Origin of the sequence: Bradyrhizobium sp. SZCCHNS1050, assembly GCF_032484785.1 — a bacterium.
In the GTDB taxonomy this organism is placed as follows: Bacteria; Pseudomonadota; Alphaproteobacteria; order Rhizobiales; family Xanthobacteraceae; genus Bradyrhizobium.
Window position 1 is genome coordinate 175,726 of sequence record NZ_JAUETR010000001.1, and the last position, 21,075, is coordinate 196,800.

At 66.5% G+C, this 21,075-nt stretch carries 21 protein-coding genes; 14 read left to right on the plus strand and 7 right to left on the minus strand.

Translation table 11 applies throughout. The features are described from left to right. Positions 1-49: 49 nt before the first annotated feature. The gene (locus QX094_RS00770; RefSeq protein WP_315768141.1) at positions 50-1,261 is read left to right on the plus strand and encodes a GGDEF domain-containing protein; all 1,212 of its coding nucleotides are present in this window, start codon (positions 50-52) and stop codon (positions 1,259-1,261) included. A 60-nt stretch (positions 1,262-1,321) separates the two neighbouring features. Here QX094_RS00770 and QX094_RS00775 read toward each other — a convergent pair whose 3' ends face one another. Continuing rightward, complete coding sequence (locus QX094_RS00775; protein ID WP_316187280.1) at positions 1,322-2,725, minus strand: M20/M25/M40 family metallo-hydrolase; 1,404 nt, start codon at positions 2,723-2,725, stop codon at positions 1,322-1,324. Positions 2,726-2,883: 158 nt separating this feature from the next. Continuing rightward, the gene (locus QX094_RS00780; protein ID WP_316187471.1) at positions 2,884-4,494 is read right to left on the minus strand and encodes a helicase HerA-like domain-containing protein; all 1,611 of its coding nucleotides are present in this window, start codon (positions 4,492-4,494) and stop codon (positions 2,884-2,886) included. Positions 4,495-4,829: 335 nt separating this feature from the next. Here QX094_RS00780 and QX094_RS00785 point away from each other — a divergent pair, with 335 nt between their 5' ends. From QX094_RS00785 to QX094_RS00840, 12 genes are all read left to right on the plus strand, one after another. After that, positions 4,830-5,036, plus strand: a complete 207-nt coding sequence (locus QX094_RS00785) for a hypothetical protein (RefSeq protein WP_316167043.1) — start codon at positions 4,830-4,832, stop codon at positions 5,034-5,036. Between the two features lie 68 nt (positions 5,037-5,104). Next, positions 5,105-5,512 carry a DUF4332 domain-containing protein gene (locus tag QX094_RS00790; RefSeq protein ID WP_315716100.1) on the plus strand — a complete coding sequence of 136 codons (408 nt, stop codon included), beginning with the start codon at positions 5,105-5,107 and terminating at the stop codon, positions 5,510-5,512. A gap of 75 nt (positions 5,513-5,587) precedes the next feature. Further along, on the plus strand, positions 5,588-6,445 hold the full coding sequence (folP, locus tag QX094_RS00795; protein WP_316167045.1) for a dihydropteroate synthase: 858 nt from the start codon (positions 5,588-5,590) through the stop codon (positions 6,443-6,445). Continuing rightward, positions 6,442-6,810 (plus strand): dihydroneopterin aldolase, encoded by a 369-nt coding sequence (folB, locus tag QX094_RS00800; RefSeq protein ID WP_315828249.1) that lies wholly within the window; start codon positions 6,442-6,444, stop codon positions 6,808-6,810. The genes folP and folB overlap by 4 nt, the downstream gene beginning before the upstream one ends. Positions 6,811-6,815: 5 nt before the next feature. Then, positions 6,816-7,307, plus strand: a complete 492-nt coding sequence (gene folK / locus QX094_RS00805; protein WP_316188183.1) for a 2-amino-4-hydroxy-6-hydroxymethyldihydropteridine diphosphokinase — start codon at positions 6,816-6,818, stop codon at positions 7,305-7,307. Positions 7,308-7,399: 92 nt separating this feature from the next. Further along, positions 7,400-9,262 carry a methylmalonyl-CoA mutase subunit beta gene (locus tag QX094_RS00810; protein ID WP_316187474.1) on the plus strand — a complete coding sequence of 621 codons (1,863 nt, stop codon included), beginning with the start codon at positions 7,400-7,402 and terminating at the stop codon, positions 9,260-9,262. 2 nt (positions 9,263-9,264) lie between these two features. Then, positions 9,265-9,729, plus strand: coding sequence for a GFA family protein (locus QX094_RS00815; protein WP_315753087.1), 465 nt, complete (start codon positions 9,265-9,267; stop codon positions 9,727-9,729). Between the two features lie 33 nt (positions 9,730-9,762). Then, positions 9,763-9,915: a hypothetical protein gene (locus QX094_RS00820; RefSeq protein ID WP_315753088.1), complete on the plus strand. Its 153-nt coding sequence runs from the start codon at positions 9,763-9,765 to the stop codon at positions 9,913-9,915. Then, a complete protein-coding gene (gene scpA / locus QX094_RS00825) occupies positions 9,912-12,068 on the plus strand; it encodes a methylmalonyl-CoA mutase (RefSeq protein ID WP_316187476.1) in 2,157 nt (718 codons plus the stop codon). The genes QX094_RS00820 and scpA overlap by 4 nt, the downstream gene beginning before the upstream one ends. A 201-nt stretch (positions 12,069-12,269) precedes the next feature. After that, positions 12,270-13,043 carry an RsiV family protein gene (locus QX094_RS00830; protein ID WP_315828247.1) on the plus strand — a complete coding sequence of 258 codons (774 nt, stop codon included), beginning with the start codon at positions 12,270-12,272 and terminating at the stop codon, positions 13,041-13,043. 35 nt (positions 13,044-13,078) lie between these two features. After that, on the plus strand, positions 13,079-14,068 hold the full coding sequence (meaB, locus tag QX094_RS00835) for a methylmalonyl Co-A mutase-associated GTPase MeaB (RefSeq protein ID WP_315753091.1): 990 nt from the start codon (positions 13,079-13,081) through the stop codon (positions 14,066-14,068). Next, complete coding sequence (locus tag QX094_RS00840) at positions 14,065-14,721, plus strand: pyroglutamyl-peptidase I (RefSeq protein WP_316167049.1); 657 nt, start codon at positions 14,065-14,067, stop codon at positions 14,719-14,721. The genes meaB and QX094_RS00840 overlap by 4 nt, the downstream gene beginning before the upstream one ends. Before the next feature lie 40 nt (positions 14,722-14,761). On the opposite strand, the gene QX094_RS00845 is transcribed toward QX094_RS00840, so the two are convergent. After that, positions 14,762-15,049 (minus strand): GlsB/YeaQ/YmgE family stress response membrane protein, encoded by a 288-nt coding sequence (locus tag QX094_RS00845; protein ID WP_315716090.1) that lies wholly within the window; start codon positions 15,047-15,049, stop codon positions 14,762-14,764. Positions 15,050-15,277: 228 nt separating this feature from the next. Between QX094_RS00845 and QX094_RS00850 the strand changes: the two genes are divergently transcribed. Then, positions 15,278-16,651 (plus strand): TIGR03808 family TAT-translocated repetitive protein, encoded by a 1,374-nt coding sequence (locus QX094_RS00850; protein ID WP_316187479.1) that lies wholly within the window; start codon positions 15,278-15,280, stop codon positions 16,649-16,651. A 4-nt stretch (positions 16,652-16,655) separates the two neighbouring features. Here QX094_RS00850 and QX094_RS00855 read toward each other — a convergent pair whose 3' ends face one another. The 4 genes from QX094_RS00855 to QX094_RS00870 form a co-directional block, all read right to left on the minus strand. Next, positions 16,656-17,282, minus strand: coding sequence for a TIGR03809 family protein (locus QX094_RS00855; protein WP_316187481.1), 627 nt, complete (start codon positions 17,280-17,282; stop codon positions 16,656-16,658). Positions 17,283-17,751: 469 nt separating this feature from the next. Continuing rightward, positions 17,752-19,392, minus strand: a complete 1,641-nt coding sequence (locus tag QX094_RS00860) for a S8 family serine peptidase (RefSeq protein WP_316187484.1) — start codon at positions 19,390-19,392, stop codon at positions 17,752-17,754. Positions 19,393-19,425: 33 nt separating this feature from the next. Continuing rightward, complete coding sequence (locus QX094_RS00865; RefSeq protein WP_316187486.1) at positions 19,426-20,268, minus strand: hypothetical protein; 843 nt, start codon at positions 20,266-20,268, stop codon at positions 19,426-19,428. Continuing rightward, complete coding sequence (locus tag QX094_RS00870) at positions 20,265-20,834, minus strand: sigma-70 family RNA polymerase sigma factor (RefSeq protein ID WP_008961196.1); 570 nt, start codon at positions 20,832-20,834, stop codon at positions 20,265-20,267. Before QX094_RS00870 ends, QX094_RS00865 begins: the two co-directional genes overlap by 4 nt. Positions 20,835-21,075: the final 241 nt, after the last annotated feature.

The following is a 21,075-nucleotide window of genomic DNA, read 5'->3' on the forward strand; positions in this document are numbered from 1 at the left end:
CGCCTGTTAAGTGCTATCGCGCTTATTGCAACCCCGCGGAGGTATTGAAATGCGGGGTGATGGTTTGGCGTTCAGTTTGCCACGCTGGCGCGTGACGCGCTGGCTGGCCGACCCGGGATATCCGGTGTCATCAGATATCCGCCGCGCGTTGACGCGTGAGCTCTACGGCTGCTGGTCGGTGTTCGCCGGCGGCGCCATCAACACCGTTGCTGTCGCCGCAGCGCTCGCACTGCGTACGCCGAGCCCGCTCTTCATCACCTGGTTCGTGCTCGAAGTCGCGATCTGCCTGTCGCGGCTGATCGTGATGATGATTGCCTACCGCCGCGCCCGCGAGCGGCTGGCGACGCCGACCGACATCCACATCCTGCTGTCGGTGGCCTGGAGCGCCAGTGTCGGCTTCGGTGTCGGCATCAGCCTCGCGTCGGGCGACTGGGTGGCCGCGTCACTGACCTGCATCTCCTCGGCCGCCATGGTGGGCGGCATCTGCTTTCGCAATTTCAGCGCGCCGCGCTTGGTCGGCACGATGATCCTGTTCAGCATCGGCCCCGTCATCCCCGGCGTCGCGACGTCGCATGAGCCGTTGTTGTTCGCGATGTATCTGCAGATGCCGGTCTACTTCCTCGCCATGACCGGCGCGGCGTTCCGGCTCAACAAGATGCTGGTGGCGGTCATGCAGGCCAAGCGCGAGAGCGACGAGCGGGCGCGGCTCGATCCACTCACGGGCTTGCGCAACCGCGCCGGCCTGATCGATGCACTGCAGAGCAGGCTCGACGCCGGCGGCGATCGCAGCTTCGCCGTCCTGTATCTCGATCTCGATGGCTTCAAGCCGGTCAACGACACCTTCGGTCACGCCGCAGGCGACGAGCTGCTGAAGATCGTCGGCCGGACGCTGCGGCAGACCGCCTCTCGGGGCGACGTCATCGCCCGGATCGGCGGCGACGAGTTCGTGGTGCTCGCCGGCGATCCTGCGCTCGACCACGCGCTGGCGCTCGGCGAGCGCATCATCGAGGTGATGACCTCGCCGATGGCCCTGCCGGGCGGCGCGCATGTCCAGATCGGCATCAGCATCGGCATCGCCGTCGCGCCCGAGCACGGCACCGATCCGGAAGCCCTGCTGTTCGCGGCGGACGCCGCATTGTATGAAGCCAAGTCGAGCGGGAAATCCTGCTGGCGATTGGCCTCAGCCGAGGCCAATCTCGCAGCGCTGCGCAAGATCGCCGGCGGCGATCTCGCGGCGAAGTCGGTCGCCAGCGCGGCTTGAGCTCGGCCTCGTGCAAAACAATCAGCGCCGTCGCGGTCGTAGCCCGGACGAGCGCCTGCACTACCGTGGCATCTCCGCGAGCGCGGCGAGGATGCGGGCCCAGGAGCGGATGCCCTTGTGGTAGCTCTTGAGGTCGTATTTCTCATTCGGCGAATGGATGTTGTCGTCGTCGAGACCGAAGCCGACCAGCAGTGAATCGAGACCGAGCGTCTTCTTGAAGTCGGTGACGATCGGGATCGAGGCGCCCGAGCCCATCAGGATGGTCTCCTTGCCCCACTCCTCGGTCAACGCCTGCTTGGCAGCCGCCAACGGCTTCATGGTCCAGTCGAGCGCGATCGCAGCGCCCGCCGAATGATCGCCGAACTCGACCGAGCAGTCGCCGGGGATGCGCGCCGACACGTAGTCGCGGAAGGCCTTGCGGATCTTCAGCGGGTCCTGGCCCTCGACGAGACGGAACGAGACCTTCGCATGCGCCAGCGACGGAATCACCGTCTTTGAACCCTCGCCGATATAGCCGCCCCAGATGCCGTTGATGTCGCAGGTCGGCCGCGACGAGATTTGCTCGATCAGCAGACGATCCTTCTCGCCGGCGGGGATCGACAGCCCGATCGGCTTGAGGAAGCTCTCGGGCGTCAGGTTGAGCTTCTTCCACTGCTCCAGGACCTCCGGCGGCACATCCTTCACGCCGTCATAGAAGCCGGGGATGGTGATGCGCCCGTCGGCGTCGAACAGGCCGCCGAGGATCTCGGTCAGCACGCGGATCGGATTGCGCGCGCCGCCGCCGAACACGCCGGAATGCAGATCGCGATTGGCGGCCTTGATCTTCACCTCTTCATAGAGCAGCCCGCGCAGCGAGGTCGTGATCGCCGGGGTGTTCGGGTCCCACATGCCGGTGTCACAGACCAGCGCGAAGTCGGCCTTGAACTCGTCCTTGTTGGCTTCGAGGAACGGCACGAAGTTCTTGGAGCCGACCTCCTCCTCGCCTTCGATCAGCATGGTGATGTCGAGCGGCAGCGCGCCCGTCACCTTCTTCCAGGCGCGGCAGGCCTCGACGAAGGTCATCAGCTGGCCCTTGTCGTCCTCGGCACCGCGCGCGACGATGATCTTGCGGCCGTCGGCATGGTCGGCGACCACAGGCTCGAACGGCGGCCGGTGCCACAGCTCGAGCGGATCGACCGGCTGCACATCGTAATGGCCGTAGAACAGGACATGTGGCTTGGCCGCGCCATGGCCGTTGCTCTTGCCGACCACGGCCGGATGGCCGGCGGTCGGCCGCACTTCGGCGGCGAAACCGAGCGTCGCAAGATCCTTGGCAAGATGGTCGGCTGCTGCCTTGCAATCCCCAGCGAAGGCCGGATCGGCCGAGATCGACTTGATCCGGATCAGCGCAAACAGCCGCTCCAGGCTGTTGTCGAAGTCGGCGTCGATGTGGTCGAGAACGGATTGAAGCTGCGCATTGGCCATGGCCACCGGATCCTTCGCATGTAACGGCTATCGGCCCGCTTGTAGCTCCGTTGCGCGGTCCGGGCCAGCCTCATGCAAAGGCAGCAAATGCCGCCTGCCCCCAGTCGGCGCAAATGACGTGACAAGGCCATCACGCCGACCGGGAACACGACACCATATCAACGCCGCAGCAGTCCACCTAGCGCGCCACGCACGAGGGAGCGGCCGATCGAACTGCCCAAGGAGCCGCCGACCTGCTTGCCGAGATCGGCCGCGATCCCGCCCACCACCTTGTCGGAGACCGAGCGGGCGACGTTGCGCGCGATCACCTGCGTGGTCGAGAGCTGGCCGCGCTTGACGTTGGTGCCGAAGATCGTCGCGGCGATGTCGCCGATCTTGCCGAGCACGCTGCCGGAGGAGGCTTCCGTCGTCGCGGCGGTTCCGCTGATCCGCTTCTGCAGCAGCTCGTAGGCGGACTCGGCGTCGATCGCGGTGTCGTATTTGCCCTTGACCGGGCTCGCGGCGATGATCGCCTTGCGCTCCTCCGGCGTGACGGGTCCGATGCGCGCCGACGGCGGCCGGATCAGGACGCGCTCCACCATCGCCGGCGTGCCGTTGCCCTCCAGGAACGACACCAGCGCCTCGCCCTTGCCGAGTTCGGTGATCACCTTGGCGGTGTCCAGCTTGGGATTGGGGCGGAAGGTGTCGGCGGCCGCGGCCACCGCCTTCTGATCGCGCGGCGTGAAGGCGCGCAGCGCGTGCTGCACGCGATTGCCCAATTGCCCGAGCACCCGGTCCGGAACATCGAGCGGATTCTGCGTGACGAAATAGACGCCGACACCCTTCGACCGGATCAGCCGCACCACCTGCTCGATCTTGTCCATCAGCGCCTTCGGCGCATCGTTGAACAACAGATGCGCCTCGTCGAAGAAGAACACCAGCTTGGGTTTGGCGAGATCGCCGACCTCCGGCAGCTCCTCGAACAGCTCGGACAGCATCCACAGCAGGAACGTCGCGTAGAGTCGCGGGCTCTCCAGCAACCTGTCGGCAACGAGGATGTTGATCATGCCGCGGCCGTCGCGGTCGGTCTTCATGAAGTCGGTGAGCGCCAGCGCCGGCTCGCCGAAGAACTTCGTGCCGCCCTGGTTCTCGAGCACGAGCAACTGCCGCTGGATCGTGCCAACGGTCGCGCGCGTGACATTGCCGAACGACTGCGCCGCCTTCCGGATCGGCGCCAGCGGATCGGCCTCCGCATCCGCCCCCTTCTTGCCGGCCTCCGGAATGATCGCGTCGAGCAGCGCGCGCAGATCCTTCATGTCGATCAGGGCGAGGCCGTTCTCGTCGGCCACGCGGAACGCGACGTTGAGCACGCCTTCCTGAACATCATTGAGATCGAGCATCCGCGCCAGCAGCAGCGGTCCCATCTCGGTAACGGTGGCGCGCACCGGATGGCCCTGCTCCCCGAACACATCCCAAAATACCGTCGAGAACTGATCGGGCTGATAGGTGAGGCCGAGCTCGGTGGCGCGCTTGAGGATGAAGTCCTTCGCTTCGCCGGTCTGCGAGATGCCCGAGAGATCACCCTTGATGTCGGAGGCGAAGACCGGAACACCGGCACGGGCAAAACCCTCGGCCATCACCTGTAGCGAGACTGTCTTGCCGGTGCCGGTCGCGCCGGTGACCAGTCCATGGCGATTGGCAAGCTCAAGCGTCAACCAGGCCGGCTGCTCGCCGGCACCCACGAAGATCTTGTCGTCGGTATCAGCCACGGGTTTTCCGGATGGTGCCATGATGATCCATCTTTCGAGAGAGAATGTTTCGCATCACACGTGGTGCGGAGCGTCGCGCGCGATAACATAGTTGAGTTTCGCGAATTGGAACCAGCGTCAGGGTGCCTCACCTCTTCGCACGGCACGCACTCTTCTTAGCATTGGTGCTGCGCGATGCGCACGTTTGATCCGTGGATTCAACATCCGGTCTTGCATCGCTGCAACAGTTCATCGTCGATCGCGAATCGATTCGCGCACCGAGCCGGCTCCTCGCTTGTAATTCACGGATCGTCCGATCAAGATGAATTCAGCGAGAGGACATCCGGTCGTGGGGGACCGGATGAGACGGGGTTCACATGAACGAGTTGATTGAGCCGCTGGCCAGAACGGCCGGCATCAGTAAAGTCGTGGCTGAAATCATCGGCATCGGGCCTGACTTCCTCAGCGGCAATGGACGGCAATGGCAGGCGCCGCAGCCGTCAGCCGGTGAACTTTTTGCGTTCGGCCGCGACCAAATCGAAGCCGATCAGTTGGCACGATCGCGACAGGCACACCCGGCCTGAGCCCGGTTGCCCCAAGCCCGACCGCCCGGGCCATATCACCTGAAGCACCTTCGCGCGCGCCGAGTATCATGACATATCCGATCACCGAACTCGAAGGCATGACGACCTTCTATGCCGCCAAGCTGAAAGCTTTGGGCATCCGGACCACCGACACATTTCTCGAAGCCGCCCGGACCGTGAAAGGGCGTAAGGCGCTGGCCGCCAAGACCGGCATCAGCGAGCAGCAACTGCTCGATTGGGCAAACGCCGCCGATTACATGCGCATTCCCGGCATGGGCAAGGCCAAGGTCTGCCTCGTCCGCGCAGCCGGGGTGACCACCGTGCGCGAGCTGGCGCACCGCAATCCCGCCCGGCTGGCGCAGAACATCAAGGAAGTGAACACCCGGCGAAAACTGGTTCGGATCCTGCCGTCGGAGAAGTCGGTCGGCCAGCTCATCGAAAGGGCGCGCCGGCTGGAGCCGAAGATCAGCTATTGACCAGCCTCTAGATTGACCGTGCTTGTGCGGTGCGACACCTTGACTTGAGGGTGGCAACCGCGCAAAGCGGCGCCTATGAGCGCCATTTCGCCGCACTCCGCCCCGGACCTCGCGTCGAGCCACCCGCTGCTGCGGAGCTGGCTTTCGCGTCCATTCCCGGCGGTGATGGGCATTCTCAACGTCACACCGGATTCGTTCTCGGACGGCGGCCGCTTCGATGCACCGGAACGCGCCATTGCGCAGGCCGAGCGCTTGATCGCGGCCGGCGCCGACATCATCGACATCGGTGCCGAGTCCACCCGGCCCTACAAGGGCGCGGTGCCGGTCACGGCCGAGGAGGAACTGGCGCGCCTGCAGCCGATCCTGCCCGCGGTCGTCGCACTCGGCGTGCCCGTGTCGATCGACAGCATGAAATCTCAAGTTGCAGGCTACGCGCTGGACCATGGTGCTGCGATCGCCAATGATGTATGGGGTCTGCAGCGCGATCCCGCGATGGCCGATGTCGTCGCCGCGCATGGCGCGCCGATCGTGGTGATGCACAACCGTGCTGCCGTCGATCCGGAGATCGACATCGTCGCCGACATGATCGGCTTCTTCACGCGCTCGCTCGACATCGCGGCCAAGGCCGGCATTCCCCGTGGGAACATCGTGCTCGATCCAGGCATCGGCTTCGGCAAGACGGCGGAGCAGAGCATGATTGCGCTGGCCCGGCTCGATGCATTCGCATGCTTCGGGCTGCCGCTGCTGGTCGGCGCATCGCGAAAACGTTTCATCAGCACCGTGGTGGCGTCGGAGCCGCAGGAGCGGCTCGGCGGCTCGATCGCGGCGCATCTGATTGCGGCTCGGCGCGGTGCTGCAATCATCCGGGCGCATGACGTCGCCGAAACGGTTCAGGCCGTACGCGTGGCCGCGGCAATCGAGGCACTGCGATGACCGATACGATCTTCATCAAGGGCGTTCTCATCCACGCGCGTCATGGCGTGATGGAGCATGAGAGCGAGGTCGGCCAGCGCTTCGTGATCGACCTCGAGCTCTACACCGACCTTTCGGACTCCTCGCGCAGCGACCGCCTCGCCGACACCGTGTCCTATTCCGACGTGGTGGAGACGGCGACGGCGGCGTTCAAGGACTCCAACTACCGCCTGCTCGAACGCGCGGCCGGCGCGGTGGCCGATGCGATCCTGTCGACCTTCGCCCGCATTCGCGCCGTCAAGGTCACGGTGCACAAGCCGCATGCGCCGATCGCCGCCATCTTCGAGGATGTCGGCGTGGTGCTGATGCGCTCGCGGCATCCATGACGGCGATGGCGAGCGCGCTGGTTGCTCTCGGCGGCAATGTCGGCGACGTCAGGGCGACGTTCCGGCGCGCCATTCCGGAGATCTGTGCGCGCGCGTCGGCGGCGCTTGTCGCGCGCTCGTCCGACTACATCACGCCGCCATGGGGCGAGGAGCAGCAGCCGCCCTTCATCAATGCCTGCATCGAGATTGCGACCGCGATGCCTCCACGGCCGCTGCTCGGCGTTCTGCACGCGGTCGAGCGCATGTTCGGCCGCAATCGCGCGCAGGAGACGCGGTGGGGTCCGCGGACGCTCGACCTCGATCTGATCGCCTATGACGATTTCGCGATCGACACCCCCGATCTCACGCTGCCGCACCCTCGGCTGTTCGAACGCGGCTTCGTGCTGGTACCGCTGGCCGAGATCGTGCCGGCGCGACGGATTGCCGGCCGCCGCGTCGATGAGGCCGTGCTCGCCGTTTCGCGCGACGGAATCCGGCCGTTGCCGTCAGCCGAATAGCTGACATCTCCGGCCAAACAACCGTTTGGCTTGGCCGTCCTGACGTGGCATTTTGCGCCACAACAAACAGACGCCCGGGAGACGCGATCCGCATGACGACCGAGACCGACGATCTGCGACTGGCTGCCGATTTTGCGCCGGCCGGCGAGGCGGACTGGCGCAAGCTGGTCGATGGCGTGCTGAAGGGCGCGGCCTTCGAGAAGCTGGTCGGCAAGACCTATGACGGGCTCGAGATCCAGCCGATCTATCCGCGCGCCAAGCATGCCGCGCCGGTCGCCGGCCGCGCACCATCGGCACCATGGCAGATCATGCAGCGCGTCGATCATCCCGATCCGGCCAAGGCCAACGCACAGGCGCTGATCGACCTCGAGAATGGCGCGACCGGGTTGTCGCTGGTGTTTGCCGGCTCGAACGCCGCGCATGGCTTCGGCCTCGCCGCCAGCCCCGACGCAGTGGCGCGCGCGCTCGACGGCGTGCATCTCGATGCTGCGATTGCAATCGAATTGCACCTCGGCGACTCCCTCTCACCCGCCTCGCTTCTCGCCGACACCGTCGAGCAGCGCGGCATCAAGGCCGCGGCCTGCGACATCCGGTTCGGCCTCGATCCGATCGGGCATGCGGCCGCTCGCGGCGCAAGCTCGCATGAGGCATCGACGCTCGGCGGCAACTCGGGCGCGCTGGTCAAGCAACTGCACGCGGCCGGCTTCAAGGGCCCGTTCTTCGCCGCGGACGGCCGGGTCGTGCACGACGCCGGCGGATCGGAGGCGCAGGAGCTCGCTTTCGCTCTCGCCTCCGCCGTCGCCTATCTGCGGGCGCTCGAAGCCGAAGGCATCGCGCTCGAGACCGCGCGCGGCATGATCTATGGCCGGCTCGCCGCCGACACCGATCAGTTTCTCACGCTGGCGAAATTCCGCAGCCTGCGGCGGCTGTGGGCGCGCATCGAGGAGGCCTGCGGCCTGGCGCCAAAGCCGCTCTTCATCTCGGGCGAGACGGCGTGGCGCATGCTCACCCGGCGCGATCCTTACGTGAACATGCTGCGCGCCACCATCGCGACGTTCGCGGCCGGATTGGGCGGCGCCAATGCCGTGACGGTGCTGCCGCACACGGCCGCACTCGGCCTGCCCGACGCGTTCGCGCGCCGTGTCGCCCGCAACACGCAATTGGTGCTGCTGGAGGAAAGCAATCTCGCCCGCGTCGCCGATCCCGCCGCCGGTGCCGGCGGCATCGAGGCGCTGACCAGCGAGTTGTGCAGCGCCGCCTGGGCACTGTTCCAGGAGATCGAGAAGGCCGGCGGCGTCGTTGCGGCGTTGCAGGCGGGCCTCATCCAGACCAAGGTCGCCGCGGTGAAGCAGGCGCGCGATGCGAACATCGCCAAGCGGCGCGACGTGCTGACCGGCGCCAGCGAGTTTCCGAATCTCAACGAGGCCGAAGTCGCCGTGGAAGCGGTCGCCCCTCTGGCCGCGCCGCTGGCGGCCAAGGCTGCGCTCAGCTTCGCACCGCTCACGCCGATCCGCCTCGCTGAAGGATTTGAGCGGCTGCGTGACCGCTCCGACAGCCTGCTGAAGAGCCAGGGACAGCGCCCCTCGGTCTTCCTCGCCAATCTCGGCACGGCCGCCGACTTCACCGCGCGCGCGACCTTCGTCCGCAGCTTCTTCGAGGCCGGCGGCATCGCCGCGATCGACGGCCAGGGCGGCGCGGATCCGGCCGCGCTCGCAGATGCATACCGCGCCTCCGGCGCCGCGATCGCCTGCCTCTGCTCGTCGGACAAGGTCTATGCCGAGGCCGCGGTTCCGGCGGCCAAGGCCCTTCAGGCCGCGGGCGCACGACATATCTATCTGGCAGGCCGGGGCGGCGAGCGGGAAGCTGCGTTGCGCGAAGCAGGCATCGGCAGCTTCGTATTCGCCGGCGGCGACGCGCTGAAGACGCTCGAGGACGCCTATACGCATCTGGAGTGAGCATGACCGACGACACCAAGCCTCTCCTGACCGGCGGCTGCCAATGCGGTGCCGTCCGCTTCGCGTTCAAGACCACGCCGAACAAGGTCAGCATCTGTCATTGCCGGATGTGCCAGAAAGCCTCCGGCGCGCCGTTCGCCTCGTTCGCTGAGATCGACCGCGAGCACTTCGCCTGGACGCGCGGTCAGCCCGCCGCGTTCCGTTCATCCACGATCGCCGAGCGCTTCTTCTGCCCCGCCTGCGGCACGCCGCTCGGCTTCGGGCGTATTGATGGGCCGCGGATCGAGATCATGACCGGCAGCTTCGACCGGCCGGACCGGGTGGTGCCGACGCGACAATATGGCTCGGAGTCGCGACTTGGCTGGGTGGTCGCGATCGCCAATCTGCCGAGCCAGACGACACAACAGAACTATGGACCGGAGAAGATGGCGTCCATCGTCAGTCATCAGCATCCGGATCATGACTGAGCGCGCGACATGCGAGCGTCCGAGGACCACCTCATGATCAACTGGCTGGCCGCGCTCATCGAAACTGCGGTCCACGGCCTCTGGACGCGCAGCATGACAACGGATCCACGCAATGATCCGGTCTACAAGAAGAACATCCAAGAGCTGATCGAGAGAAACCGCAGGTTTGAGGACGCCAGGGAATGACCCGGATTCCGAATTTCGCCGACATCGCGTTCGCGCCGATCGCAGCCCCCGCGCCCGCAGGCGCTGCCGAGCCGTGGCTGACGCCGGAAGGCATCCCGGTAAAATCAGCCTACGGCGAGGCCGATCTCGCCGGCATCGACTTCCTCGACACCTGGCCCGGCATCGCGCCCTATCTGCGCGGCCCCTACCCGACCATGTATGTCAACCAGCCCTGGACGGTCCGGCAATATGCCGGCTTCTCCACGGCCGAGGATTCCAACGCCTTCTACCGGCGCAACCTCGCCGCCGGCCAGAAGGGCCTCTCGGTCGCCTTCGATCTCGCCACCCATCGCGGCTATGATTCCGATCATCCGCGCGTCGGCGGCGACGTCGGCATGGCCGGCGTCGCAATCGACTCGATCTACGACATGCGCACCCTGTTCGCCGGCATTCCGCTCGACCAGATGAGCGTGTCGATGACCATGAACGGCGCCGTGCTGCCGATCCTGGCGCTGTTCGTCGTCGCCGCCGAAGAGCAGGGCGTGCCGCCGGAGAAGCTGTCGGGCACCATTCAGAACGACATTCTGAAAGAGTTCATGGTGCGCAACACCTACATCTATCCGCCCTCGCCCTCGATGCGGATCATCTCCGACATTTTCGCCTTCACCTCGCAGAAGATGCCGAAGTTCAATTCCATTTCCATCTCCGGCTATCACATGCAGGAAGCCGGCGCGACGCAGGATCTCGAGCTCGCCTATACGCTCGCCGACGGCGTCGAATATCTGCGCGCCGGCATCGCCGCCGGACTCGACGTCGACCGCTTCGCGCCGCGGCTGTCGTTCTTCTGGGCGATCGGCATGAACTTCTTCATGGAGGTCGCGAAGCTCCGCGCCGCGCGCCTGTTGTGGGCCAAGCTCTTGAAGCCGTTCAACCCGAAGGATCCGCGCTCGCTGTCCTTGCGCACGCACAGCCAGACCTCCGGCTGGTCGCTGACCGCGCAGGACGTCTACAACAACGTCGTGCGAACCGCCGTCGAGGCGATGGCAGCCACGCAAGGCCATACCCAGTCGCTGCACACCAACGCGCTCGACGAGGCGCTGGCGCTGCCGACCGACTTCTCCGCCCGCATTGCCCGCAACACCCAACTGTTCCTGCAGCAGGAGAGCGGCACCACCCGGATCATCGATCCCTGGGGCGGCTCGTATTATGTCGAGCGCCTCACCCGTGACCTCGCCGCCAAGGCCTGGGGCCACATCCAGGAGATCGAGGAGCTCGGCGGCATGGCCAAGGCGATCGAGGCCGGCGTGCCGAAGCTGCGCATCGAGGAAGCCTCGGCCAAGACCCAGGCCCGCATCGACACCGGCCGCCAGTCGGTGATCGGCGTCAACAAATACAAGCCGACCGACGAGCCGCCGCTCGACGTGCTCAAGGTCGACAATTCCACCGTGCGCCGGCTGCAGATCGACAAGCTGTCGCGGCTCAAATCCGAGCGCAGGCAGGCCGAGGTCGATGCGGCGCTGTCGGCGCTCACGCGCTCGGCCGGCGACGGCAACGGCAACCTGCTGGCGCTCGCGATCGACGCGGCGCGCGCCAAGGCCACCGTCGGCGAGATCTCCGACGCGCTGGAGAAGGTGTTCGGCCGCCATCGCGCCGAGATCAAGTCCATCACCGGCGTCTACAAGCGGGAGATCGCCGCCATGTCCGGCAAAGCCGAGAAGCTGCAGGCGCTGATCGAGGCGTTCGAGGAGGCCGAGGGCCGCCGGCCACGCATCCTGGTCGCCAAGATCGGCCAGGACGGCCACGACCGCGGCCAGAAGGTGATCGCGTCGGCCTTCGCCGACATCGGTTTCGACGTCGACATCGGACCTTTGTTCGCCACCGCCGACGAGGCGGCGCGGCAGGCGGTGGAGAACGACGTGCACATTCTCGGCGTCTCATCGCTGGCGGCCGCGCATCTCACCGCGGTGCCTGAGCTGAAGGCCGCGCTCAAGAAGCAGGGCCGCGAGGACATCATGATCATCGTCGGCGGTGTCGTGCCGCCGCAGGATTATGATGCGCTGTACAAGGCCGGCGCCGAGGCGATCTTCCCGCCGGGCACCGTCATCGCCGACGCCGCCGAGGAGCTGATCCAAAAGCTCAATGCGCGGCTGGGGCACAGCGAGGCGGCGGAATAGTCCGACTGCGTCACACCCCACCGTCATTCCGGGGCAAGGCCAAAGGCCTTGAGCCCGGAATCTCGACATTGTCTTGCGTCCATTCCCGAGAGCGTCGAGCTATTAACGCGCTGTAATCAATCGCCGCGCGTTCGATCTGGGCACGATCGAACCTTTGCGGTACGTGCGCGCACAGACAACCAAACCCGGATCACAAGCCTCATGTATTCTACCAAACTGCTTGTCGCCGCCCTGTTCGGCCTGCTCACCCTCTCGCCGGCGATCGCCGCCGAAGCCAAGCCCGATGCGTCGATCAAGACCAAGGCCGCCGAGGCCAGCGTCACGCTGAGTGCCGACATCAAGGCCGATCCGGCGCTCGCCGCGAATTGCCTCGCCGAAGGCCGCAAGTGGATGGACAAGCAGGCCGCGGACGCCGCCAAGGACTACAAGGCGGACAAGGAACTGTTCCGCGACGGCCCTTACACCTATGGCCGCGACTATTCGGTGCGTTCGATGGTCGCCGATCGCTATGTCAGCGTGCTGCGCAACGACTACATGGACACGCATGGCGCCCATCCCAACCGGACGGTCGACACCATCCTCTGGGACAAGGCCGCCGCCAAGCGCATCTCGATCCGCCCGTTCTTCAACGAGACCGCCGACAACGGTCCGACCATGACCGCGATCAGCAAGGCGATCATCGCCTCGCTGCGAGCAGAGAAGAAGGCGCGCGACGCCGGCGACACTGACGAGTGGTGGTTGAAGAGCGTCGAGCCGAAGCTGCTCGGCATTGGCGCCGTCACGCTCGCGCCCTCGACGCTGGCCGGCAAGAGCTCGGGCCTCACCTTCCACTATCCGCCCTACGCCGTTGGCGCCTACGCGGAAGGCGACTATGTCGCCTTCGTGCCCTGGGAAACGCTGAAGCCCTATCTCAGCGCGGAGGGGCAGGCGATCTTCGGCGGCGCGAGGCCGAAGGGGGATGCGGAGGAGAACTAGCTGGCCGGGCCGCTCGCATCCGCTATAACGGGCGCATGTCCTCTCGTTCTCCTTCGCCAAATACCACGACCTTGGCCGACGATATCAGCGCCGGCAGCCGCGCGGCGCTGGCGCGCGCGATCACGCTGGTCGAGAGCCGCCGCGCCGACCATCAGGCCGCCGCGCGCGAACTGGTGCAGGCGCTGCTGCCACGGACGGGGCACGCGATCCGCGTCGGCATCACCGGCTCGCCCGGCGTCGGCAAGTCCACCACGATCGATGCTCTCGGCATGTTCCTGATCGGACAGGGCCACAAGGTCGCGGTGCTCGCGGTCGATCCGTCCTCGGCGCGCACCGGCGGTTCGATCCTCGGCGACAAGACGCGGATGGCGCGATTGTCCCATCACGAGCACGCCTTCATCCGCCCCTCGCCCTCGTCGGGCACGCTCGGCGGCGTCGCCGCCAAGACGCGCGAGGCGATGCTGCTGTGCGAGGCCGCAGGCTTCGACGTGATCCTGGTCGAGACGGTCGGCATCGGCCAGTCCGAAACCGCGGTCTGCGACATGACCGATTTCTTCCTCGCCCTGATGCTGCCGGGCGGCGGCGACGAGCTGCAGGGCATCAAGAAGGGCCTGGTCGAGCTCGCCGACATGATCGCGATCAACAAGGCCGATGGCGACAACGTCAAGCGCGCCAACATCACCGCCGCCGACTATCGCGGCGCGCTGCATCTGCTCAGCCCCCGCTCCGAGCACTGGCATCCGCCGGTCGTGACCTATTCGGCGATATCAGGCACGGGCATCGCCGAGCTGTGGCAGAAGGTCCTGGATCATCGCAAGGCGATGATCGCCTCCGGGGAGTTCGCCGCGCGGCGGCGCGACCAGCAGGTGAAATGGATGTGGACCATGCTGGAGCAGCGCCTGATGGCGCGGCTGCGCACCGATCCATCCATCCGCGCGAAGGTGAAGAAGCTGGAGAGCGACGTCGCCGAGGGCCGCGTCGCGCCGGCGCTCGCCGCCGAGCAGCTCGCGGAGATGCTGACATGAGCGAGCGGCCGCGCATCCTGATCACCGGATTCGGTCCGTTTCCCGGCGCGCCGTCCAATCCGACCATGCCGCTGGTGAAGCGGTTGTCCGAGCTGCGGCGGCCAGCGCTGGACGACGTCGCCATCAGCAGCCACATCTTTCACGTGACCTATGCGACCGTGGATCGCGAGCTGCCCGCGCTGATCGCCGAGCGGCACCCGCATGCGCTAATGATGTTCGGCCTCGCCGGGCGAACGTCCTATCTGCGGATCGAGACGCGCGCCCGCAACGCGATCACCACGACCTTCCCGGATGCCGACCGCCACGTCGCGCGCAAGGGCGTGATCGTCCCGGGTGCACATCCGATGCCGTTCGGCCCGCACATGGCGCGGCTGCTGCGCGCGGCGCGCGCCACCGGCATCGATGCCCGGGCCTCGCGCGATGCCGGCAGCTATCTCTGCAACTATCTGAGCTGGCGCGCGATCGAGGCGACCAAGGCCGCCGAAGGGCCGCGGCTCGCCGCCTTCATCCACATTCCTCCCTTGCCGCGTGCCGGCACGGCGTTGCCGCACGGCAGTTCGCGCATCACGCTGGAGGGGCTCGTCGATGCCGGCGAAGCGATGCTGACGGAGCTGGTCAAGCTCGTGCGACAGGCGTCCTGTCGCACGAGCTGACGCCGATGGTGGTATGACCGCTGACGGTCAGCGCGGGATATCAGATGCTCCAGCGGCGCCGACCGCCAAATCCCCCACCGATCAAGCGCAGCAGGAGCAACAGGACCACGGCGCCGATGAAGGCGTTGATGATCGCGGCGACCAGTCCGACACCCAGATGAATGCCGAGCTGCGGCAACAGCCAGTTGCCGATGAAGGCACCGAGGAGGCCGACGATCAGGTCGCCGATCAGGCCGAAGCCGCCGCCTTCCATGACGCGGCCTGCGAGCCAGCCCGCGACAATGCCCACGAACAGAATAACCAGTAGACTCTCATTTGACAGATGCATGACCCTCTCCTCGCCGATCCATTGCGGGAACAATGTCCCCGAGTCCCATTGGTTCCCTCGGGAGAGGCTCACCGGTTCGACGGGCAACCCACGCCGGCGGGCGATCTGACGTGAAGATTTAACCCTACCGCCAACAATCCCGGGCGCAGGCGCTCATCCTCGGCATCAGCATTGAGACTTTCAGCTTAAGTCGTGGCCGCACATCATCTTTTGCGCGAGACGCTGACCATGGATGTCAATCGCCGCCGCATTCTGGCTGGATCGGCTGCCGGCGTCGCCGGGGCATTGGCCCTGCCGGCGGATGCCGCGCAGGCCACCCTCCTGATCTCCACACTCGGCCGCGACGCCACGCAATATGGCGTCAAGCCCAACAGTCCCGACGACCAGACCCGCGCGCTGCAGCGTGCGATCGACGAGGCCGCGCGCGCCCAGGTGCCGCTGGCGCTGCCGCCGGGCACCTACAGGACCTCGATGCTGCGGCTTGCCAGGGGCAGCCAGATGGTCGGCGTCCGGGGTGCCACCAAGCTCGTGTTCACCGGTGGCGGCCCGTCGATGCTGTCAGCAGAAGGCGCTGACGGCCTCGGCATCAGCGGCGTCGCGCTCGACGGCGGCGGCATTGCCCTGCCCCAGCGGCGCGGCCTGCTTCACGTTGCAGCCGGCAACGATGTCAGAATCCTGGATTGCGAGATCACCCGCTCCGGCGGCAGCGGCATCTGGCTCGAGCAGGTTTCCGGCGACGTCAGCGGCAACGTCCTCACCGACATCGCGGTCACCGCGATCGTGTCGTTCGATGCCCTCGGGCTGATCGTGTCGCGCAATACCATCAAGGGGACGCGCGACAACGGCATCGAGATCCTGCGCACCGCGATCGGCGACGACGGCACGATGGTGCTCGACAACAGCATCACGGACATCAAGGCCGGCCCCGGCGGCTCGGGCCAGTACGGCAACGCCATCAACGCCTTTCGCGCCGGCAACGTGATCGTGCGCGGCAACCGCATCAGGAACTGCGACTACTCGGCAGTGCGGGGCAACTCGGCCTCGAACATCCAGATCGTCGGCAACAGCGTCAGCGACGTGCGCGAGGTCGCGCTCTACTCTGAGTTCGCATTCGAGGGCGCCGTCATCTCAGGCAATACGGTGGATGGTGCCGCCTTCGGCGTCTCCGTCTGCAACTTCAACGAAGGCGGCCGCATCGCGGTGGTCCAGGGTAACATCATCCGCAATCTGATCCCGAAGCGGCCGATCGGCACAGCACCCGACGACGACGCCGGAATCGGCATCTATGTCGAGGCGGACTCCGCGGTGACCGGGAACGTGGTCGAGAATGCCCCGTCCTACGGCATCGTCGCCGGCTGGGGCCGATATCTGCGCGACGTGGTGATCTCCGGCAACGTCGTCCGCAACGCTCTGGCCGGCGTCGGCCTCTCGGTCGTGCCGGGCGCGGGCACGGCGCTCGTCAGCAACAACGTCATCTCCGGCACGCCCCGTGGCGCGGTCATCGGGCTCGATCACGTCAAGCCGGTGACATCGGACCTGACGCAGGACGGTGCGCAGCGATTTGCCCATCTGACTGTCAACGGCAACGCCGTCAGCCGGTAACAGACTAATAAGCGACCGCCAGCGCTGGATAGCGGCGCTCGATGGCATCGAGATCGACCACCGGCTCGTCATACTCGGCGTCGGATTGAATGCCGATGCTCAAGGCCTGCTCCAGGGCGAACATGTCGATGCGGGACGGCGCGACGGTCGGCTCCGGCGCGATGTCGTCTTCGGCCACATAGTCGGGTTCGATGACGTCGTCCGGTTCCAGATCATCCGCGGCCAGCTCGATCTCGGGCTCGACGATGATCTTGGACTCCGCAAGGATGGTTTCGAGCGAAGGCGGCAGCGCAATGGGGCGCCGCTCGATGGGATGATTCTCATGGAGACGGAGTTTGATCGGCTCAGGCTCGGCGGGGCGCGCGGGCGCCGGTGGCGCAGCCACAACGGCAGCCGGCCTCTGGCTGGGCACGATGCTCACCTGCTCGGGCTCGGCGCGGGATAGCGCCTGCCAGGTCTGCACCGCGGCTTTGGCCTGGCGGATATCGTCGAGGAGAGACTGCTCGGTGTAGTAGCGGCGCCAGCGGCCGCTCTGGAACAGCTCGGTCAGATGGTCGAGCCGCCGTTCGGCAAGCGCGCACCAGCGTGCAGCCAGTTCGCGGCTGCAAGCCACGTCCGGTCGATGTGTCATGGGGGAGCCCGTGAGATAAGGGGACGGACGCACTCGGCACGAATCAACGCAACGTGACGGGAATATTTTGTGGAAAAGGTTAACAAAGTCTAGCTAATGCCATGTTGTTTGGCGGCCAAACCGTAGTCGTGCGGAAATTTTGTCCGTGTTCTTTCGGGCTTTGGCCAGGCGCGGAGCGCGAGCGCGGCCAACGGCATCCCGAGACAACCCAAGGATGTTCGCCTCGGGGCGCGCGAAACACTGCCGGATATCGACGTTGCCGGGCTTCGACCTCGCCCAAAATGAAAGACCCGTCCGGGGGGACAACCGGACGGGTCGAGCCATATGGGCGCTTGGGGTGGATGGGCGCTCGCGCCGTATATAGCCTTGGGGAGGGGATCACCGCTCCCACATGCTTTCTGTCGTGACCGCCCCGCTGCACGTTCAAAGCGAGCGGGAGAATTTCGGAACGTTCACGAAAACGTTGGCGTCATTGCTGCGCCGGCCGAAGCGCGTCGCCGGCCGGAGATGCCTCGGTCACCGCGGCCGGCGCCGGGCGCAACTCGCGGGCCGCCGCGGGCTCCGTTTGCAGCCCCGCAGAAGGCACAGCAGCAGCAGGCGCCCCCTGCGGCGAGACCACGGCCTGGACCGCCGCCAACGCATCTGCCTCCCCTGCCCCGAACAGATCGTCGCGTCCGGGGGTCCCGAGATCCCGCGCGGTCCCGGTCAATACGGTCCGCACCATCTCCGGCTTCAGCGTCGGATTGCGCTCCAGCACCAGCGCCGCAAGCCCGCTGACATAGGCCGCGGAAAACGAGGTGCCCGAGATGATCTGATATTTTCCGTCCGGCGCCGGCAGAAAAATCTCGGCGCCGGGCGCGGCCAGCGCAATGTAATTGCCGCGGTTCGACGCCGGCAGCAACTGGTCCCGGTCATCGGTCGCACTGACGGCGATGACGTTGGGATTGCCCGCAGGATACAGCGGCGGCGACTTGGCCCCGGCATTGCCGGCCGCAGCGACCATCACGACGCCCTTGGAAGCGACGGCCGCGATCGCGCGCTCGATCACCGCATCCTTCGGGCCGGCGAAGCTCATGTTGACGATCTGCGCACCATGCAAAACCGCGTAGTCCAGCGCCTTCAGGATCACATAGGAGTTGCTCTCCGGCCCGCCGCCCTTCTTGGCCATGCCGAAGGCGCGGATGGCGATGATGCGTGCATAGGGCGCGCTGCCCATCAACCGCTTGTGCGACACGATCACGCCGGCGATGCCCGTGCCGTGCGCATGCGGCCCCTCGTCGCCGCCGAGCGCGTCGAATGCGTCGAACGACGCGTCGGCGAATTCCGGGTGCTTGAGATCGATCCCGGAATCGATCACGGCGATGGTGACGTTGGCGCCCTCGGCCAGCCTGTGCGCTTCCGGCAGCCGCAGCTTCGCCAGCGCGTATTGCGCCGGATCGCCCTCGACTGGCACGGCGCTCTGCTGCTGCAGCGTGTAGCGGTAGTTCGGCTGCACCGAACGCACCCTGGCATCCGCCGCGAGCGCACGGCTGACCGCCTGCACCGAGCGGCGATCGGTGATCCGGAACAGACCGATGGTGGCGCCGATCAGCGGAAAGCGCTGCGAGCTGATGCGCTGCAGGCCATGGCGACGCGCCAACGCGTCGACCTGGTCGGCCGAGAGACCATCATCGATTTCGGCGACGATCTCGTTGGCGATGGTCCGCGGGTCGACCGCGCCCGCAGCTTTCGGCTCGCCGCGCTGCGTCACCTTGGCGGACCTGCCTTTGTCCAATCTTCCTTGGGACCGCCGGCCCTGCCCGTCCGCCGTCACCGGCCGGCGGTCGAGACATTCACCCGAGGCGCTGCGATCCGCCGGGTCACAGGACACCTGCAGGTTCGGTGCAAATCGCACATTGGGCAGGGTCGGGCGCACGGCCATCGCCGGCGGCGGCACACGCATCGCGGTGCCCGGGTTGATGCTCGGCACCCGGCTCGGGATGTTGATGTTGGGCGAACGCATCATCGCCTGGGCATGGGCACTGAGGTCGCCACCCGCGAAAGCAGGCATTGCGACGACAATCAGCATCGCGACCGATCTGGCGAACTGGAGCGGCGAAGTAGTCGACATGGAGCCTCCGAATGACGTTCGGACGGCGCGGGCCTATTGCGCGGCCACCGCCAGGCTGACGATCTTCTCGCGCGCCAGACGGCCGATCAGGCTGTCGGCCTCGGCCTTCGACAACGGCCGGTCGCCGAGTTGCAGCTTGAACAGGCCGCCCTTGGCGCCCTCGACGATCGAGGCCTGGTAGCTGTCGAGCAGCGCCGAGATGTCGGCCATGCGCGCATCCGGCGCGAACCGCACCAGCGCATAGGCGGGCGCGGTCGATCCGGCGACCTGCGGTCCAAGGCCGCGGATCAGCGGTGCGGCCGGGGCCGGTGCTTCGGCCATCCGCGAACGCGTCATGCTCTCGGGCGCCCGCTCCGCCGGGGCCGGCGCAGCGGCGCTCGGCGGCGGCGGCGCGGCCATCGGCCTGCTCGCGGGCTCGGGCGCCGCGGTCTTGTCCTGGACCGAGGCGGTCTGATAGGTCGCAGTCTGCGAGCGCATCAGCACGGCGCCGATCACGCCGGCCTGCGCCAGCACTAGCAGCGCGCCGAGGCTGACGGTCCACGCCAGGGTCCGCGGCGACAGGCTGTCGAAGAAATCCATCAGCCGCGCGCCGAAGCCGCGCGGCGCGGCAGGCTTCTGCACCGGATCCGCCTCGATCGCCGCGAACAGCTTCTGCATCGCACGCATCGACGGCGCGCCGAGGCTTTCGTTCAGCGCGATGGTCTCGGCATACTCCTTCTGGATTTCCGCATACTGCCTGGCGAGATCGGCATCGTTGGCGAGAGCCTCCTCGACCCGGCGCATGTCGCGCGCGCTCAGCGTGCCGGCGGCGTACCACGGCAGCAGGAGTTCGATCTCTCCGGGCTCTTGCTCCAGCATCTTGCTCAAAGCCATCATGGCCAGCCTCTCTCAATGCCGGCCGCTTTCAGGAGTTCGGCCAATTTCTTGCGCGCATAGAACAGGCGCGTCTTGACGGTGTTTTCCGGAATTCCGACGATCTCGGCCACCTCCTCCACGGACTTCTCGTGGTAGTAGACGAGATCGACGATCTCCCGGTGATCAGGCGAAAGCGCCGTCAGGCACTTGCGCAATGCTTCGCCGGTATTCTTCTTCTGGACCGCGACCTCCGGATCGTCGGACGTGTCCTCGATCGCGTTCGCGGCCTCGTCTTCCAGCTCAACGTCCTTCCGGCGCCGAAGGGCCGACAGGGCCTTGAACCGCGTGATCGCCAGGAGCCAGGTGGAGACGGCAGAACGGCCTTCGAACTTGCCGGCCTGACGCCACACGTCGAGAAAGACCTCGCTGATGAGGTCTTCCGCGACCTGCTCGTCCCGCACGAGCCGGAGCCCGAAACGGTACACCCTGACATGGTGCCGTCCGTACAGCACCTGCATGGCGAGCCGGTCGCCTTGAGCGATCCGGGCAATCAGGGTTTCATCTGACGCCGCTGCTGTCACGCTCAATGGCCGTCTCGCAAGATTGGTCTGGAGGATTGACGTCGCGGTTCGAACACAACCGCAAAAATCTTCAAAATACCGGAAAGATACGTCCCGAAATGTGAGCTGGCGCACAGACTTGCAGATTTCGCTGCAGCGCCCAGATCGATCGCGACCAGCGGGTTCCCGCCTACCATGTTCCGCCCGTTCCCGCCAACTGCACGCCCTGAAAGCCGTAGATTCCCCGTCGCAGCACGACGCCGGCGGC

Bases quoted from the DNA above. Each gene is read 5' to 3' on its own strand.
- QX094_RS00770 (WP_315768141.1), top strand. From the start codon at position 50: ATGCGGGGTGATGGTTTGGCGTTCAGTTTGCCACGCTGGCGCGTGACG.
- QX094_RS00775 (WP_316187280.1), bottom strand. From the start codon at position 2,725: ATGGCCAATGCGCAGCTTCAATCCGTTCTCGACCACATCGACGCCGAC.
- QX094_RS00780 (WP_316187471.1), bottom strand. From the start codon at position 4,494: ATGGCACCATCCGGAAAACCCGTGGCTGATACCGACGACAAGATCTTC.
- QX094_RS00785 (WP_316167043.1), top strand. From the start codon at position 4,830: ATGAACGAGTTGATTGAGCCGCTGGCCAGAACGGCCGGCATCAGTAAA.
- QX094_RS00790 (WP_315716100.1), top strand. From the start codon at position 5,105: ATGACATATCCGATCACCGAACTCGAAGGCATGACGACCTTCTATGCC.
- folP (WP_316167045.1), top strand. From the start codon at position 5,588: ATGAGCGCCATTTCGCCGCACTCCGCCCCGGACCTCGCGTCGAGCCAC.
- folB (WP_315828249.1), top strand. From the start codon at position 6,442: ATGACCGATACGATCTTCATCAAGGGCGTTCTCATCCACGCGCGTCAT.
- folK (WP_316188183.1), top strand. From the start codon at position 6,816: ATGGCGAGCGCGCTGGTTGCTCTCGGCGGCAATGTCGGCGACGTCAGG.
- QX094_RS00810 (WP_316187474.1), top strand. From the start codon at position 7,400: ATGACGACCGAGACCGACGATCTGCGACTGGCTGCCGATTTTGCGCCG.
- QX094_RS00815 (WP_315753087.1), top strand. From the start codon at position 9,265: ATGACCGACGACACCAAGCCTCTCCTGACCGGCGGCTGCCAATGCGGT.
- QX094_RS00820 (WP_315753088.1), top strand. From the start codon at position 9,763: ATGATCAACTGGCTGGCCGCGCTCATCGAAACTGCGGTCCACGGCCTC.
- scpA (WP_316187476.1), top strand. From the start codon at position 9,912: ATGACCCGGATTCCGAATTTCGCCGACATCGCGTTCGCGCCGATCGCA.
- QX094_RS00830 (WP_315828247.1), top strand. From the start codon at position 12,270: ATGTATTCTACCAAACTGCTTGTCGCCGCCCTGTTCGGCCTGCTCACC.
- meaB (WP_315753091.1), top strand. From the start codon at position 13,079: ATGTCCTCTCGTTCTCCTTCGCCAAATACCACGACCTTGGCCGACGAT.
- QX094_RS00840 (WP_316167049.1), top strand. From the start codon at position 14,065: ATGAGCGAGCGGCCGCGCATCCTGATCACCGGATTCGGTCCGTTTCCC.
- QX094_RS00845 (WP_315716090.1), bottom strand. From the start codon at position 15,049: ATGCATCTGTCAAATGAGAGTCTACTGGTTATTCTGTTCGTGGGCATT.
- QX094_RS00850 (WP_316187479.1), top strand. From the start codon at position 15,278: ATGGATGTCAATCGCCGCCGCATTCTGGCTGGATCGGCTGCCGGCGTC.
- QX094_RS00855 (WP_316187481.1), bottom strand. From the start codon at position 17,282: ATGACACATCGACCGGACGTGGCTTGCAGCCGCGAACTGGCTGCACGC.
- QX094_RS00860 (WP_316187484.1), bottom strand. From the start codon at position 19,392: ATGTCGACTACTTCGCCGCTCCAGTTCGCCAGATCGGTCGCGATGCTG.
- QX094_RS00865 (WP_316187486.1), bottom strand. From the start codon at position 20,268: ATGATGGCTTTGAGCAAGATGCTGGAGCAAGAGCCCGGAGAGATCGAA.